12 protein-coding genes are annotated in these 16,807 nt (G+C 68.4%); 1 reads left to right on the top strand and 11 read right to left on the bottom strand.

Features of this window, described 5'->3' with window-relative positions; genetic code table 11:
• The first annotated feature begins 12 nt into the window (after nucleotides 1–12).
• Nucleotides 13–1,257, top strand: a complete 1,245-nt coding sequence (locus Q0Q47_RS15900; protein ID WP_293861818.1) for an O-antigen ligase — start codon at nucleotides 13–15, stop codon at nucleotides 1,255–1,257.
• On the opposite strand, the gene Q0Q47_RS15895 is transcribed toward Q0Q47_RS15900, so the two are convergent.
• The 11 genes from Q0Q47_RS15895 to nuoN all read right to left on the bottom strand — a co-directional run bounded on the left by Q0Q47_RS15895 (nucleotide 1,215) and on the right by nuoN (nucleotide 16,797).
• A complete protein-coding gene (locus Q0Q47_RS15895) occupies nucleotides 1,215–2,456 on the bottom strand; it encodes a glycosyltransferase family 4 protein (protein ID WP_293861815.1) in 1,242 nt (413 codons plus the stop codon). The two genes, Q0Q47_RS15900 and Q0Q47_RS15895, sit on opposite strands and share 43 nt — an antisense overlap.
• Nucleotides 2,456–3,877: a lipopolysaccharide biosynthesis protein gene (locus Q0Q47_RS15890; protein ID WP_293861812.1), complete on the bottom strand. Its 1,422-nt coding sequence runs from the start codon at nucleotides 3,875–3,877 to the stop codon at nucleotides 2,456–2,458. Before Q0Q47_RS15890 ends, Q0Q47_RS15895 begins: the two co-directional genes overlap by 1 nt.
• Nucleotides 3,878–4,163: 286 nt before the next feature.
• Entirely contained in the window at nucleotides 4,164–7,634 is a 3,471-nt protein-coding gene (dnaE, locus tag Q0Q47_RS15885) for a DNA polymerase III subunit alpha (RefSeq protein ID WP_293861809.1), read from the bottom strand.
• A 586-nt stretch (nucleotides 7,635–8,220) separates the two neighbouring features.
• Nucleotides 8,221–8,913 (bottom strand): ABC transporter ATP-binding protein, encoded by a 693-nt coding sequence (locus tag Q0Q47_RS15880; RefSeq protein WP_293861806.1) that lies wholly within the window; start codon nucleotides 8,911–8,913, stop codon nucleotides 8,221–8,223.
• Nucleotides 8,914–8,920: 7 nt separating this feature from the next.
• Nucleotides 8,921–10,213 carry a lipoprotein-releasing ABC transporter permease subunit gene (locus Q0Q47_RS15875; protein WP_293861803.1) on the bottom strand — a complete coding sequence of 431 codons (1,293 nt, stop codon included), beginning with the start codon at nucleotides 10,211–10,213 and terminating at the stop codon, nucleotides 8,921–8,923.
• Nucleotides 10,214–10,220: 7 nt separating this feature from the next.
• Nucleotides 10,221–11,543, bottom strand: coding sequence for a proline--tRNA ligase (gene proS, locus Q0Q47_RS15870; protein ID WP_293861800.1), 1,323 nt, complete (start codon nucleotides 11,541–11,543; stop codon nucleotides 10,221–10,223).
• 603 nt (nucleotides 11,544–12,146) lie between these two features.
• A complete protein-coding gene (locus Q0Q47_RS15865; RefSeq protein ID WP_293861797.1) occupies nucleotides 12,147–12,374 on the bottom strand; it encodes a DUF1467 family protein in 228 nt (75 codons plus the stop codon).
• Nucleotides 12,375–12,383: 9 nt separating this feature from the next.
• Nucleotides 12,384–12,788, bottom strand: coding sequence for a methylmalonyl-CoA epimerase (gene mce / locus Q0Q47_RS15860; RefSeq protein ID WP_293861794.1), 405 nt, complete (start codon nucleotides 12,786–12,788; stop codon nucleotides 12,384–12,386).
• A gap of 80 nt (nucleotides 12,789–12,868) precedes the next feature.
• The gene (locus tag Q0Q47_RS15855; RefSeq protein WP_293861791.1) at nucleotides 12,869–14,539 is read right to left on the bottom strand and encodes a ribonuclease J; all 1,671 of its coding nucleotides are present in this window, start codon (nucleotides 14,537–14,539) and stop codon (nucleotides 12,869–12,871) included.
• Between the two features lie 10 nt (nucleotides 14,540–14,549).
• Nucleotides 14,550–15,350, bottom strand: a complete 801-nt coding sequence (locus Q0Q47_RS15850; RefSeq protein WP_293861788.1) for a biotin--[acetyl-CoA-carboxylase] ligase — start codon at nucleotides 15,348–15,350, stop codon at nucleotides 14,550–14,552.
• A gap of 13 nt (nucleotides 15,351–15,363) precedes the next feature.
• Nucleotides 15,364–16,797 carry an NADH-quinone oxidoreductase subunit NuoN gene (gene nuoN, locus Q0Q47_RS15845; protein WP_293861785.1) on the bottom strand — a complete coding sequence of 478 codons (1,434 nt, stop codon included), beginning with the start codon at nucleotides 16,795–16,797 and terminating at the stop codon, nucleotides 15,364–15,366.
• Between the last annotated feature and the right edge of the window lie 10 nt (nucleotides 16,798–16,807).

Genomic DNA, 16,807 nt, shown 5'->3' with positions numbered 1-16,807 from the left:
TCGCGTTTGCGGATGCCGGCCTACAAGGTCCAGCGCTTCACGCTCTGGGCGCTGACGGCGTCGAGCTTCCTCGCCTTCATCGAGCCCTCGCCCTACGAGATCATGTTCGTGATCTCGGCGCTTGTGATGCTCGCCACCGGCCTCCGGGTCATCCGTGAGATCTCGCTGATCCTGTTCATCCTGCTCGCCTACAACATGGGCGGGCTGATCTCGCTGATGCCCTATTTCGACGAATACAAGCCGGTGATGTTCGTCGCGATCTCGTTCTATCTGAGCATCACGGCGATCTTCTTCGTCATGATCATGATGGAGGACACGGTCGGGCGGGTCGAGGCGCTGGAGCGCGGCTACGTCATCGCCGCCGTCTTCGCCACCGTGGCGGCGATCATCGGCTTCTTCGACATCGCCGGTCTCGGCCCGATGTTCACCCGCTACGAGGGCTCGCGCGCCACCGGCACCTTCAAGGACCCGAACGTGCTCGGGCCCTTCCTCGTCATGCCGGCGATCTTCCTCCTGCACCGCGTTCTCATCGGCAACGCGCGGCGCCCGATCGTTAACCTGCTGGTGCTGTCGTTCATCATCGTCGGGCTGCTGCTGTCGTTCTCGCGTGGCGCCTGGGCCGACTTCGTCGGTTCGGCGATCATCCTCATCGGGCTCAACTTCATCATCGCCCGACGCCACACGCTGCGGGTCCGGATCGTGACCATCACGGCCATCGGCATCGGCGCCGTGATCGGGGTCCTCGCCATCGCGCTCACCTTCGACAAGGTGTCGCAGATGCTCACGACCCGCGCCTCCCTCAGCCAGTCCTACGACTCGGGCGAGACGGGGCGTTTCGGCCTGCAGAAGCGTTCGATCCCGCTGCTGCTGGAGAGCCCGAACGGCTTCGGGCCGCTGCAGTTCAGCCGCGTGATGGGCGCCGATCCGCACAACGTCTACGTCAACGGCTTCGCATCCTATGGCTGGCTGGGAGGCCTTTCCTACGTCGCGCTGATCGCGGCCACGGTGTTCGTGGGCTGGCGGCTCGTCTTCATGCGAACGCCGTGGCAGGCGGTGACGCTGCCGGTCTGGGCGAGTTTCTTCCCCCAGATCGTCCAGGGCTTCCAGATCGACACGGACCACTGGCGCCACTGGTGGCTGATGTTCGGCCTCACCTGGGGCCTCGCGGCCGTGTCCGAACGCTGGCTGCGCCACCAGGCCGCGACCAGGGCCGCTCAGGCCGCCTTGGCCAGCGCGTCGGCCAACGCCAGGCCGTAGACCTTCTCCAGACCATCGAGATGCCGCTCCAGAGTGAGCGGATCCCGCCAGTAGCGGGCATGGGCCGCGCGGCTCATGCGCTGCGCCACGCCGGGCTCGGCGATGGTGGCGATCGCCTGCGTCCAGGCCGAGACGTCCGCCGACCGCACGTGCAGTCCGGTGTCCCCGTCGATGACCGCCTCGCGCCCCGCGCAGATGTCGCTGACGAGCACGGGGGTGCCCAGCGCCTGCGCCTCGAGCACGGTGAGCGGCTGGCCCTCGTACCAGACCGAGGGGAACAGCAGCGCGCGGGCCTGCGCCATGGCGCTGCGCACCGCGTCGGGCTTCTGCCAGCCCAGGAACGTCGCCTCGGGATGGGCCGCCTGCAGCGCCTCGCCGTCGGGACCGTCGCCCACCACCACGACCTTCTGCCCGGCCCGGCGCGCGGCCTCGAGCCCGATCGCCGCGCCCTTCTCAGGCGACAGCCGGCCGACGAACAGGAGATGGTCGCCGCGCCGCGACGCGTCCGGCGGGCCGGGATCGTCGATGCTCACGGGATTGGGCACCCGATGCCAGCGGATCCCCTGCGGCAGCCAGGGGCTCGCCACCGTGTACTGCAGCTCGCTGATGGTGATGACGTGCCCGAACGCCCGATGCAGCCCGCTGAAGCCGTTGACCACGCTCTGGCGGGCGACCCGGTAGGCCTTGTGCACGAAGGACCGTGAGTCGCAGTTGTGGGTGATGCAGGCCGCCGACAGCGGCGCCCGCGTGCAGGCGGTGTTGGCGGGAAAGTCGAAGAACCCGCCGTTGGGGCACACCATGAAGAACTCGTGCAGCGTCGCCACGGCCGGCACGGGCGATTCCAGCAGCACGGGCCCGATGGAGGGCGACAGGGCCTTCGCCCAGCCGTGCACGTGGGCGACCGTCCGGCGCGGATCGCAGCCGTCGAGCAACTGCTTCAGCCTGGCCGCCGCTTCCGGGTTCCACATGGCCTGGCCGGCGTAGCGCCACTGCGAGGTCGCCGTCTGCGCGTCCTGCTGGAACAGGCACTCCACTGCCACGCCGGCCTCGGCCAGGCTCGGGTCGATGGGGCCGACCGCGGAGAACACGGTGACGCGGTGGCCCCGGCGGGCGAGCCCGACGGCGCTGTCGAGCGCCACCTTGGCCTGGCCGCCGTTGATGTGGGCGTGGTCGACGACGATGACGACGTGCATGGACATCAGGAGGCGCTCCGCTTGAGCCGCGCGAGCGCGAAGGCCCGGATGCCGGCGACGTCGCCGGCGACGATGACGGCGCCGTAGCAGGCCGCGCCGAGAGGAATCCCGAGGGCGAGCGCCACCCAGGGCCCGACGTCGTCGGACCAGCCCAGCAGCGCCGCCGTCATGGCGAGCAGGCCGAGCACGACGATGGCGAGGTCGCGCAGCCTGATCTCCCGTCGCAGGACGGGGAAGGCGAAGGCCAGCGTCGTGGCGAAGGCGGCGCCGATGCCGCCCACCTGCGCATAGGCATAGCCCCGGGCCCCGAAGACCGGAGGCAGCACGAGGCACAGGAGGAGATCGACGGCGATCGCCGCCACGGCCGCCGCCGCCGCGGGAGCCGTGCGCTTCTGGATCTGGAAGACGCCGTTCAGCGCACTGGTGATCGCGGCCTGCGCGACCACGGCGGGCAGCAGCCAGCCCGCATAGGAGAGGAACCCCTCCTGGAACGCCGACGGCACGATGGCATGGGCGATGGCGGGCATCAGTAGCCAGAAGCCGACGGCGGCCGGCAGCAGCAGGCAGCAGACGAGGACGACGTTGCGCCCGAGTTGCGCTTCCGCCGCGGCGCGCCCCTCCTGCTCGTCGGCCCGGACCGCGATCTGGAACAGGATGAACTCGAGCGAGGCGCCCAGCGCGAAGACGATGCGGCTCAGTGTGTCGTAGGCCAGCGAGAACTGTCCCGACTCGGCGTAGCCATAGACCGACGCGATCAGGCCGCGGTTCACGAACGGCATGAGCTGGTAGACGACGAGAGACAGGATCAGGGGCGCGCTGTAGCCCATGAACTCGCGCAGCAGGGCGGGATCGATGCGCGTGCCGAGCAGGCTCTGATCCGACAGGGTGCGCGCGCCGGACCACATGCCCACGACGATGGAGAGCACCATGGCGGCGAGCACGGTCTGCGCGTCGCCCGTCCACAGCGCGGCCGCCAGCATCAGGATGAAGCCGGCGAAGGTCTTGATCAGCACCAGCCGGACGAACAACCTGTCGAGGAAGCGGGCGCGCGCCAGCGTGCAGACATAGTCGAAGATGCCCTGGGCGAGGCCGGCGACCATGCCCAGCGCGATCAGCCCGCCCGGAAAGCCGCCCGCCGGCCAGGCCACCGTCACGACCAGCGCTGCCACCACGATCGCCGTGGCGATGATGGCGAGCACCCGGTCGAGCGTCTCGCGGACCTGCGGACGCTCGCTGCGCACGGCCTCGGTGTAGTAGCGCGCGGCCGAAGAGCACAGCCAGTAGAAGCACACCGCGTTCACGAGCACCGCCACCGCGGCCCCGATGGCGTAGCGTCCGAACTCGGCCGGCCCGAGAACGGCGGCCGCGGCCAGGCCGAGTGCGAAGTTCAGCCCGGCATGGACCAGGAAGGTGAACGTGAACAGCATCCCCTCGCGCTAGCACGCAGCGGCATAAGGCGTGGTTTAAGGGATTGGTTTCCCGAACGTTTCCGCGGGGGGCGCGTCTCAGCCTGAACCGCTGATCCTCGGAGCCCCTGGTTCAACCCGCTCCCATGTCCCTCATCCTGAGCCGGCCGCATCGCGGCCGAGTCGAAGGACGCAGAAGATCTCAGCGGAGCCATGGTGCGTCCTTCGACTCACGGCCCTGCGGGCCGTGGCTCAGGATGAGGACCAGGGAGCATGCGGATAAACCCCGCACACCCTGCAAGCGCCCTCACGCGTACTCCACCGCCACCACGCCCGGCACGGCCTTGATGGCGCCCGCGATCTGGGGGGTGGCCTTGAAGCGGCCGGGGAGCTTGATCTCGACCTCGCGCTGGCCGCCGTCGACCATGACCACGAGCGCGATCTCGCCGTCGCCGCGCTCCTGCAATCTCTCCGAAATCGAGGGCAAGGGCTTCTCGTCCCTCAAGAAGATTCGCAGCGACGACGGCAGCCGCGCGGCGGCGCGGTCGAGCGGTTCGGCGATGGTGATGCGGGCGCGGATCTCCTCGCCCTCGGCCGAGGCCTGGACCGTGAGGATGACGGCCCGGCCGGGTTCGAGAAGGTCGCGGTACTGGTTGAGGCCCTCCTGGAACAGGATCGCCTCGAAATGGCCGGTCTGGTCCGACAGCGCCAGGATGCCCATCTTCGAGCCGGACTTGGTCCGGCGTTCCTGCTTGTCGAGCACGGTGGCCGCGACCCGACCCATCGAGGCGCCAGCCTTCACGGAGCGGGCGAAATCCGACCAGCGCTGCACGCGCAGCCGGGCCAGCACCGGCTCGTACTCGTCGAGCGGATGCCCGGTGAGGAAGAAGCCGATGGCGTCGTACTCGCGCTGCAGGCGCTCCGATGCCGCCCAAGGCTGGTAGGCGGGCACCGGCAGCGGCTCGGGCTGCCCGGCGCTGCCGAAGATGTCGCCCTGCCCCGCCGCGGCCTCGTCGTGGGCGCGGTTGGCGGCGGCCAGGACCGAATCGAGGGCGGCCGAGGCCCGGGCCCGGTCCGGCTCGATGCAATCGAGCGCGCCGGCTGCGATCAGGCTTTCCAGCGTCCGCTTGTTGACCGCGCGCGGGTTGAGCCGCCTCGCGAAATCCGCCAGGTCGCGGAACGGCCCGGCGCGCCGCGCGGCGACGATGCTGTCCACGGCCTGCTCGCCGACGCCCTTCACCGCCGCGAGCGCGTAGCGAATGGCGTAGGTGCCGTCCCCGTCGGGATGCACCTCGAACTTCACGCCGGAGCGGTTGACCGACGGCGGCTCGACCTTGATGCCGATGCGCTGCGCCTCGCGGCGGAATTCCGAGAGCTTGTCCGTGTTGGACATGTCGAGCGTCATCGACGCCGCCAGGAACTCGACCGGGTAGTTCGCCTTGAGATAGGCCGTCTGGTAGGCCACGAGCGCGTAGGCGGCGGCGTGCGACTTGTTGAAGCCGTAGTCGGCGAATTTGGCGAGCAGGTCGAAGATCGTGTCGGCCTGGGCCTGTTCGAGGCCGCGCTCCACGGCGCCGTTGACGAAGCGGGCGCGCTGGGCATCCATCTCCGCCTTGATCTTCTTGCCCATGGCGCGGCGCAGCATGTCCGCCTCGCCGAGCGAGTAGCCGGACAGGATCTGCGCGATCTGCATCACCTGTTCCTGGTAGATGATGACGCCCTGCGTCTCCTTCAGCACCGACTCCAGCTTGGGGTGCAGGAAGTCCGGCTGCTCCTCGCCGTGCTTGCGGGCGCAGTAGACCGGGATGTTGGCCATCGGGCCCGGCCGGTAGAGCGCGACCAGCGCGATGATGTCCTCGAAGCGGTCGGCGCGCATCTCGACCAGCGCCTTGCGCATGCCCACCGATTCCACCTGGAACACCGCGACCGTCTCGCCGCGCCCCAGCATCTCGTAGGTCTTCCTGTCGTCGAGCGGGATCGCGGACAGGTCCACGACGATGCCGCGCTGCTTGAGCAGGTCGACCGCGGTCTTGAGCACCGTCAGCGTCTTCAGTCCGAGGAAGTCGAACTTCACCAGCCCGGCCGGTTCCACCCACTTCATGTTGAACTGGGTGACCGGCATGTCCGACTTCGGGTCGCGGTAGAGCGGCACCACCTCGTCGAGCGGACGGTCGCCGATGACGATACCGGCGGCGTGCGTCGAGGCGTGGCGATAGAGGCCCTCCAGCTTCTGCGCGATCTCCAGCATGCGCCCGACGACCGGCTCTTCCTTGGCCGCCGTCTGGAGGCGAGGCTCGCCCTCGATGGCCTGCGCCAGCGTGACCGGATTGGCCGGGTTCTGCGGCACCAGCTTGGTGAGCTTGTCGACCTGCCCGTAGGACATCGACAGGACACGGCCCACGTCGCGCATGACGCCGCGCGCCAGCAGCGTGCCGAAGGTGATGATCTGCGCGACGCGGTCCTGGCCGTAGCGGCGCTGGACGTAGCGGATGACCTCGTCGCGCCGCTCCTGGCAGAAGTCGACGTCGAAGTCCGGCATCGACACGCGTTCGGGATTGAGGAAGCGCTCGAACAGCAGGCCGAAGCGCAGCGGATCGAGGTCAGTGATGGTGGTGGCGTAGGCGACGAGCGATCCGGCGCCCGATCCGCGGCCCGGCCCCACGGGAATGTCCTGCGACTTCGCCCACTTGATGAAGTCAGCCACGATCAGGAAGTAGCCGGGGTACTTCATCTTCTCGATGACGTTCAGCTCGAAGTCGAGCCGGGCGACGTACTCCTCCTCGCTCATGCCGGGGGCGATGCCGTGCGCCGCGATGCGGGCCCTCAGACCCTCGTGCGCCTGCCGGCGGAGCTCGGCCGCCTCCTCCCTGATGACTTCGGCCACGTCGTCGGTGTCGCCGGTCGTGAAGCGCGGCAGGATCGGCTTGCCGGTGCGCGGCCGGTAGCTGCAGCGCATGGCGATCTCGACCGTGTTGACCGCGGCCTCCGGCAGATCCGCAAAACGCTTCACCATCTCGGCGCGCGTCTTGAAGTCGTGCTCCGCCGTCAGGCGCCGCCGCTCGGGATCCGAGACGAGCCGGCCCTCCGCGATGGCGAGCAGCGCGTCGTGGGCCTCGTAGTCGTCGGACTTGCCGAAGAACGGCTCGTTGGTGCCGACGATGGGAACCGACTTGCGGTAGGCGAGATCGAGGAGCTCGGGCTCGACGGAGCGCTCCTGGTCGATGCCGTGGCGCTGGATCTCGACATAGAGCCGATCGCCGAAGGCCCCCATGAGCGCCTCGAGCCTGGCGGTGGCGAGATCGGGGCGCCCGCCGGCGAAGGCCCTGTCGATGGGACCGTCGGGTCCGCCGGTGAGCGCGATCAGGCCACCGTTGGAGTCGAGGATCTCTTGCAGCATCACGTGCGGCGGTTCGCCGGGCGCGGGCCCGAGATAGGCGCGCGAGCCGAGCCGCATGAGGTTGGCGTAGCCCTGGGCCGTGGCGGCCAGGAGCACGAGGCCGGGCCGCGCCAGCGGCAGCCCGCTGCGCCGCGGCGGCTCGTCGCCGGTCTCGACCGCGAGCTCGATGCCGACGATCGGCTGGATGCCGGCGCCCGACAGCTTCTCGGAAAATTCGAGCGCACCGAACAGGTTGTTCGTGTCGGTCAGCGCCAGCGCCGGCATCTGGTCCTTCAGCGCCAGCTTCTTCAGCTCGTCGACCCGGAGCGCGCCCTCGAGCAGGGAAAAGGACGAATGCACGTGCAGGTGCACGAATCCGACGTCTCGCAGGATGCGACTCACGGGCGATCTCCGGGTGGGGAGCGCATTGTCGCGATGGGCGGGCGCACGGTCCAGAGGTGTAGGCGCTCATCCACGACGGAGAGCAGCATTCTCAAGGGTCGCTGCGCTCCCGCTCGGAGCTCAGCAATCATTGTTTTCGTTCAACGTGCTCACCCCTCTCCGCGTCCTGGCCGGGCTTGGCCCGGCCATCCACGACTGCGGATGGCCCCGGCAAAGTCGTGGATGCCCGGGCCAAGCCCGGGCATGACAGCTGAGAGGGAGATGGGGATACGGAAACGAACCGCGAAGTTTGCCCAGAAAAAACGTCTCCGCCGTTCGGCCCAGCCGTGAAGCGGAAACATTGAGGATTCCTGGAACCCCGGCATTCACCCTAGGCGGCGAAACCCTTGGCCCAGAACAGGATGGCGCCGACGAACATGGCGAGGGAAGTGAGTTCGGCGATGTCCTCGATGATCAGTCGCAGCATGGAACCCTCCGTGTTTCCTCTATGCCCCGATCATGTTCGAGTTTTGTTCTCTTTACAATGCCCGCTTTTGTTCTTTTGTGCGCCACCGCACGGGAGGGTTAATTCCGGCCGGGACGCGCCTCAGCCGAGCTCGACAACCTGGCCGTCGCGCAGCGTGACGCGGCGGTCCATGCGCGCGGCCAGGTCGAGATTGTGGGTCGCCACGATGGCCGCGAGGCCCGTCTGGCGCACCAGGGCGATCAGCGTATCGAACACGTGCGACGAGGTGTGCGGATCGAGGTTGCCCGTGGGCTCGTCGGCCAGCAGGATCCGCGGGGCGTTGGCCACCGCGCGGGCGATGGCCACGCGCTGCTGCTCGCCCCCGGAGAGCTCGGCCGGGCGATGCTTGAGGCGCTCGCCGAGCCCCAGATAGCCGAGCAGGCCCGAGGCCCGTTCCGCCGCGTCCTTTTTGCCCAGGCCCCGCAGGAGCTGGGGCAGCATGACGTTCTCGATGGCCGAGAACTCCGGCAGCAGGTGGTGCGACTGGTAGACGAAGCCGATGTCGAGCCGCCGGATCGCCGTGCGTTCGCTGTCGGGCAGCGCCACGGTTCCCCGCGAGCCGACATAGACGTCGCCGCCGTCGGGCTTCTCGAGCAGGCCCGCGATCTGCAGCAGGGTCGACTTGCCCGTGCCGGAGGGCGCGATGAGCGCGACCGACTGGCCCGGCCAAACCGCCAGCGACGCGCTCTTCAGGATCTCCAGCGTGCCGGCCCCTTCGCTGAAGCGACGCTCGACCTGGTAGACGTAGAGGGCGGGATCCGGATAGCTCGACATGGGTCCCTCACTCGTAGCGAAGCGCCTCGACCGGATCGAGCCGGGCGGCACGCCATGAGGGATAGAGGGTCGCGATCAGCGACAGGACCATCGACAGCACGACGATCGTGACCACCTCACGCGGATCGACGTCCGACGGCAGCCGGCTGAGGAAATAGAACTCCGCCGGAAACAGGTTGGTGTTCGTCATCTTCGACACGAAGGCGCGGATCGGCTCCACGTTGAGGCTGATCAGCAGTCCCAGGAGGAAGCCCGCCAGGGTACCGACGATGCCGATCGACGCCCCGGTGATGAGGAAGATGCGCATGATCGCGCCGCGGGTCGCCCCCATGGTGCGCAGGATGGCGATGTCGGCGCTCTTGTCCTTCACCAGCATGATGAGGCCGGAGACGATGTTGAGCGCCGCCACGAGCACGATCAGCATCAGGATGATGAACATGACGTTCCGCTCGACCTCGAGCACGCCGAAGAACGTCTTGTTCCGCTGCCGCCAGTCCGAGATGACGATGGGTCGCGTCACCGCCTGCTCGATGCCGTAGCGCGCCTCCTCGATCGCGTCGGGGCGGTTGAGGAACACCTCGATCGCCGTGACGTCGCCGTCGCGGTTGAAATAGCCCTGGGCCTCCGTGAGCGGCATGTAGACGAAGCCGGCGTCGAACTCCGACATGCCGACCTCGAACACCGCGACCACCGGATAGGTCTTGATGCGCGGGGTCACCCCGAACGGCGTCTCCGCCCCCTTGGGCGCGGTGAGCGTCAGGCTGTCGCCCGGGCGGATGAACAGCTGCTCGGCCAGGCGTTTGCCGATCGCCACGCCGCCGGAGGTGTCGAAATTGTCGAGCGATCCGGCGCGGATCGTGTCGCCGATCGCCGGGATGCGCTTGATGTCGGCCTCGCGCACGCCCCGCACCAGCACGCCGCCGGCCCCGGCGGGCGCGGACGCGAGCGCCTGCCCTTCGACGAGCGGGAAGGCGAGCTTGATGCCGGGCACCTTGGCCAGCGCCTGCGTCACGTCGACATAGTCGGTCAGCGGCTTGTCGACGCCGGCGATGAAGATGTGGCCGTTGATCCCGACGATCTTGTTCAGCAGTTCGGCGCGGAAGCCGTTCATCACCGACATCACGATGATCAGCGTCGCCACGCCCAGCATGATGCCGGCGAAGGAGAAGCCGGCGATCACCGAGATGAAGCCTTCCTTGCGTCGCGCCCGCAGGTAGCGCAGCGCCACCATCCATTCGAAGGAGGCGAACGGCGCCGTTCCGCGTGGTCCGCGATCGGGCTCGGCGGGGGCGTCCGTCATCCGGTCCTCAGGCCGACAGGTGGACGACGGCGTCCTCGATCGAGACGAGCGTGCGCTCGCCCGTCGAACGGCGCTTCAGCTCGACCTTGCCCTCGGCGAGCGACTTCGGCCCGACGAGCACCTGCCACGGCATGCCGACGAGATCGGCCGTGGCGAACTTGGCGCCCGGCCGCTCCTCGCGGTCGTCGTACAGCACGTCGATGCCGCGCGCCGCCAGCGCCCGGTAGATCGTCTCGCAGGCGCCGTCGGTGCCGCTGTCGCCGACCTTGAGGTTGAGCAGCGCCACCTTGAATGGTGCCACCGCGTCCGGCCACACGATGCCCTGCTCGTCGTGCGAGGCCTCGATCAGCGCGGCCGCCATGCGCGAAGGCCCGATGCCGTAGGAGCCCATGTGGACCGCCCGCTCCTGCCCGTCCGGGCCGGCGACCACCGCGCGCATCGGGGCGGAATACTTCGTTCCGAAATAGAAGATGTGACCCACCTCGATGCCGCGCGCCGAGACCTGCCGGTCGGCCGGCACCGCGGCGAAGGCGGCCGCGTCGTGCATCTCGCTCGTGGCGGCGTAGGGGGTCGTCCAGGCCTTCACGATGCCCTGCAGCGCATCGACGTCGTCGAAGTTCGTGTCGGCGGGGGGAATCGGCAGGTCGAGCACCGACTTGTCGCAGAACACTTCGCTTTCGCCCGTCGAGGCGAGGATGATGAACTCGTGGCTGAGATCGCCGCCGATGGGGCCTGTGTCCGCGCGCATGGGAATCGAGGTCACGCCGAGCCGATGGAACGTGCGCAGATAAGCCACGAACATCTTGTTGTAGGAATGGCGGGCGCCGGCCTCGTCGAGGTCGAAGGAATAGGCGTCCTTCATCAGGAACTCGCGCGAGCGCATGGTGCCGAAGCGCGGCCGGATCTCGTCCCGGAACTTCCACTGGATGTGGTAGAGGTTCAGCGGCAGGTCCTTGTAGGACCTTACATAGCCGCGGAAGATCTCCGTGATCATCTCCTCGTTGGTCGGCCCGAACAGCATGTCGCGATCGTGCCGGTCCTTGATGCGCAGCATTTCCTTGCCGTAGGCCTCGTAGCGGCCCGACTCGCGCCACAGGTCTGCGGACTGGATCGTCGGCATCAGGAGCTCGATGGCCCCGGAGCGATTCTGCTCCTCGCGGATGATCGCGTTGATCTTGTTCAGCACCCGCAGGCCCGCCGGCAGCCACGCATAGATGCCGCCCGATTCCTGGCGGACGAGCCCGGCCCGCAGCATCAGCCGATGGGAGACGATCTCGGCCTCCTTCGGGGTCTCGCGCAGGATCGGGAGGAAGTAGCGGGAGAGGCGCATGGATCTGGCTCGGTCACGGGGCGGCGTTGGCGCGGATTCGCGCAGGCCCATGAAAGCCAACGCGGCGCAAAAGACAAGGGAGACAGGGCCCTCCCGGGTTTCCGCGCGGTCTCTTCGTCTGTGCACAGGGCGATTGCATCTTTTTGTCGCCACCCCCTGCACAAAATGATGACAGGGCGAAATACGTAGGCTATGACTATGCGCCACAAGAACAGGGTCGATACCGGCACGAACCGGTACGTGAACCCGGGTCCAAGTCTTGGGAGGAAGACGGCCACAACAATGCTCCGGGAAGGGCACTGTGGCATCGGGTGGTAGATGGCGCCTTCGAGGCTGACGCTCCACCGAAAGTCACGAAAAAACTCCTCTTAGGCAGGGCGCGAGCCCTGCCTAAATTCTTTGCAGAACCTCTCTGCCGGGTTCTTCTTTTCCAGCCCCCATCTCCCTCATCCTGAGCCGGCCGCAAAGCGGCCGAGTCGAAGGACGCACAATGCCTGCGGCTGCACGGCTGTGCGTCCTTCGACTCACGGCCCTACGGGCCGTGGCTCAGGATGAGGGGCATGGAAGCAGTGAAAGAGGAGGGATCGCCAACAGGCTCCCCGCTCACTCGAACCAGACGATCCAGTAGTAGATCACGGCCGTCACCGGCACCGCGGCCAGCGTGGTCCACAGGACCTTCTTGGCCATCATCGGCATCTTTGGTGCGCCGGGGTCCGTCCCGGCCGTCACGTTGCCGTCCTCATGCTGGCTGCGCACGCCGATGGGCAGCATGGCGAACAGCGTGAGCCACCAGACGATGAAGTAGAGCGCGATCGCGCCGGCGATGCTCATGGGCGGGAATCAGGCCTGCTCGAGTTCGACCAGCGTGCCGTTGAAGTCCTTCGGATGAAGGAACAGCACGGGCTTGCCGTGGGCGCCGATTCGCGGCTCGCCGGTGCCCAGCACCCGCGCCCCGGTGGCCTTGAGCCTGTCGCGGGCCGCGATGATGTCGTCCACCTCGTAGCAGACGTGGTGGATGCCGCCGTCCGGGCTCTTCTCCAGGAACTTGGCCACGGGAGACCCCTCCCCCAGCGGCTCCAGGAGCTCGATCTTAGTGTTGGGGAGCTCGATGAACACCACGGTCACGCCGTGCTCGGGCTGCGGCAGTGGTGCCGAGACCTTGGCGCCGAGCGTGTCGGTGTAGATGCGCGTGGCTGCGGCGAGATCGCGCACCGCAATCGCCACGTGGTTCAGCCGTCCGATCATGTCGCTCTCCTTGGCAGCCAGGGTCGGCCGCATGGATACAGCCGACCGGCCCTGGCGTAACGCCCGCCTTTCGGCGAGCGCTATACCACCAGCACGTGGACGTGGCAGGTGGGCTTCTTGCCCCAGGCCTCGTTCACCGCGGCCCGCACGGCCCGGTCGATCGCGTTCTCTACGAGGTCGGCATCGCGCCGGCGCTGGCGGGACAGGCCATTCACGACGTTGAGGATCGCATCCTCGATGACGTCCTCGAACGGCTTGCCGTCGCGGGTCACCTGCGGAAGCCCGGTGATCTCGAAGGCCGGGTCGCCGATGAGCTCGCCGCGCCCGTCGATGGCCACGGCCACCGACACCACGCCCGCGAAGGACAGGCGGCGGCGCTCCGACACGGTCGAATCGGCCGCGCCGATCAGCAGGCTGCCGTCCTTGAAGACGCGCCCGTGATGGATCTGGTCGACCACGCCGGGCTTGCCGGGGCCCAGCAGGATCACGTCGCCGTCGCCGAGCTCGACCACGTCCGGCACGCCCAGCGAGCGCGCCAGGACGGCATGCTCGTGCAGGTGCAGGTCCTCGCCGTGCATCGGCAGGGCGACCTTCGGCCGAACCCAGCCATACATCTTCTCGAGTTCGCCCCGGCGCGGATGGCCCGAGACGTGGACCAGGTGCGAGCGGTCGGTGATGACCTCGATGCCCTGGCGGATCAGGTTGTTGATGATCCGGCCGACGGCCTTCTCGTTGCCCGGGATGGTGCGCGAGGAGAGGATCACCCGGTCACCGGGGGCGAGCGCCACGTCGGGATGCTGGTCCTCGGCCACGCGCGCGAGCGCGGCGCGCGGCTCGCCCTGGCTGCCGGTGAGCAGCGCCACGACCTTGTCGCGCGGCAGGTAGCCATAGGCGTCCGAACCGCGGAAGGGCGGCAGGCCGTCCAGATAGCCGAGTTCGGTCGCGACCTGGATGACGCGGTCCATGGCGCGCCCGATGGCCACCACCTCGCGCCCGTTGGCGAGCGCCGCCTCGGCGACGGCCCGGATACGCGCCACGTTGGAGGCGAACGTCGTGACGGCCACCCTGCCCTTCGCGGTCGCGACGAGGTCGACGAGGGTTGCCGCGACGTCCTTCTCGCTGGGGCTCTCGCCGCCGCGGATGACGTTGGTCGAATCGCACACGAGCGCGAGCACGCCTTCCTCGCCGATCTCGGCCAGGCGCTTCTCATCGGTCGTCCAGCTCACGCCGGGATTGGGATCGATCTTCCAGTCGCCGGTGTGCAGCACCGTGCCGACGGGCGTACGGATGGCGAGCGCGGTCGACTCGGGAATCGAGTGGGCCACCGCCACGAACTCGACGTCGAACGGGCCGAGCGACAGCCGCGTGCCCCGGTCCACCACGTTCATGGGGATCTTGGGCGCGCCCTGCTCCTGCATGCGCCGGATGTCGAGCAGGTCGGCGGCGAACTGCGTCGCGTAGACCGGCGCCTTCAGGCGCGGCCACAGGTCGATCAGCGCGCCGATGTGGTCCTCGTGCGCGTGGGTGATGATGATGCCCACGAGATCGCCCCGCCGCTCCTCCAGGAAGCGCACGTCGGGAATCACGAGATCGATGCCGGGAAGATCGTCTCCCGCAAAGCTCACGCCGCAGTCGACCATGAGCCATTTGCGTTTCTGCTTCGGGCCGAAGCCGTAGAGATAGGCGTTCATGCCGATCTCCCCGACGCCGCCGAGGGGAATGAAGACGAGTTCGTCGGCTCCGCTTGCCATTCGCTATCCTTCAGGACGGCCTGGGGGCCGTCGAACCAGACTGCGCCGAGACGGCGCGACCGAAAAAGACATCACCTGCGTCGATGCGTGAGCGGCGACCCTGCTCGTCGAGCACCAGGGCGCCGTCCGTGTCGATGTCGACGAAGATGCCGCTGCGTTCCCCGGCAGGATGCCGGACCGTGACAGGCCCGCCGATACCACGCGCCTGGGCGAGCCACCGGCGCCGGATCTCGGGAAAGCCTGCTCCCCCCTGCCACGTCTCGAGCGCCTCGTCCATCGCGTCGGCCAGCACGGCGACCGCGACATCGGGGGAAACGTCGATTCCCTGCGCCGCGAGCGAGGTCGCAGGATAGGGCGTGTCGGGCGGGCAATGGCGCAGGTTGATGCCGCAGCCCACGATCACGGCCGTCGGCCCGCCGGGATAGACCGCCCCCTCGACCAGGATGCCGGTGAGCTTGGCGCCGTCGAGCAGGATGTCGTTGGGCCACTTGAGGGCGAGACGGCCGCGCGAGAACGCCGCCATCCGGTTGACCGCCGCGTGGACGGCGACGCCCGCCACGAAACCGATCTGCGGCGCGATGGGAGGCGCGCAGGGGTTCACCAGCAGGAGGCTCGCATAGAGGTTGCCGGGCGGCGATTGCCAGACCCGGCCATGCCGGCCGCGGCCCGCGCCCTGCTCGCGCGCCATGATCCACAGCCCGCCCGGATCGCCCGTGCGGACCCGCTCGCCCGCCTCGTCGTTGGTCGAGCCGAGCCGGTCGAAAACCTCGAGCCGGAGACCCTTCGAACGCGCCGCGGGGGAAAGAGCCACGTGTGGTTGGGCCTCAGAACAGCGACTTCGCGGCGAAGGCGGCGGCACCCACCAGCGGGGCCGGCCACAGCCAGAAGGCGACGTTGAAGATGCCCGACACGCCGATCACGGTCTTGAGCAGCGGCGACATGGGCGCGAAGGCTTCGGCGGGCTCGTCGAAATACATGATCTTGACGATGCGCAGGTAGTAGTAGGCGCCGACCGCGCTCGCCAGCATGCCGATGACCGCCAGCACGTAGAGATGCGCGTTCACGGCCGCCACGAACACGTACCACTTGGCGAAGAAGCCCGCGAGCGGCGGCACGCCGGCCAGCGAGAACATCAGCATCGCGAGCGCGAAGGCCATGGCCGGGTTGGTGCGGCCGAGACCGGCGAGGTCGTCGATGGTCTCGACATAGGTGTTGCCGCGGCGCATGGCGAGCACGCAGGCGAAGGTGCCGAGCGTCATGGCGAGGTAGATCGCCATGTAGGTGGCCACGCCCTGCACGCCTTCCGGGTTGCCCGCCGCCAGGCCCACGAGCGCGAAGCCCATGTGGCCGATCGAGGAGTAGGCGAGCAGGCGCTTGATGTTGCGCTGGCCGATGGCGGCGAAGGCGCCGAGCACCATCGAGGCGATCGAGACGAACACCACGATCTGCTGCCACTGGGACAGGATGCCCGGGAAGGCCGTGATGATGATGCGCACGGTCAGCGCCATCGCGGCCATCTTGGGCGCGGAGGCGAAGAAGGCCGTCACCGGCGTCGGCGAGCCCTCGTAGACGTCCGGCGTCCACATGTGGAACGGCACAGCCGAGATCTTGAACGACAGGCCCGCCATGACGAAGACGAGGCCGAAGATCACGCCGATGGAGCCGTGGTCCTTCAGCGCGGCGGCGATGCCGGCGAAGGTGACGGTGCCGGTCATGCCGTACACGATCGAGGCGCCGTAGAGCAGCATGCCCGAGGAGAGCGCGCCCAGCACGAAGTACTTCAGGCCGGCCTCGGAGGAGCGCACGTCGTCGCGGTTGATCGCGGCCACCACGTAGAGCGACAGGCTCATCAGCTCGAGGCCGAGATAGAGCGCGATCAGGTCGCCCGCCGAGATCAGCATCATCATGCCGAGCGTCGAGAGCAGAACCAGGATCGGATACTCGAACCGGTTGGCCCGCGACCGCTCCAGATATTCCGACGACATGAGCAGCGCGATGGCCGAGCCGGCCAGCGTGCACAGCTTCATGAAGCGGCCGAAGGGATCCACCAGGAACGAGCCGTTGAAGGTGGAGGTCTTCAGGGCGCCCTGCCCCGAGATCATGACGGCGGCGATCACGAGCACCGCCAGCGCACCGATGGTGACCTGGCCGGTCGTGCGTTCCCCGCGGATCGCGCCCCACAGCACGAGCAGCAGCGTGCCCAGGGCCATGATGATCTCGGGCAGTGCGGGTCCGAAGGCCGGAACAGCGGCAGACATCCCAGGCATC

Source organism: uncultured Alsobacter sp., from assembly GCF_945952055.1.
Classification (GTDB): domain Bacteria; phylum Pseudomonadota; class Alphaproteobacteria; order Rhizobiales; family Beijerinckiaceae; genus Alsobacter.
Note: the sequence above shows the minus strand (reverse complement) of the source record. Positions and strands in the feature narration are given on the sequence as shown.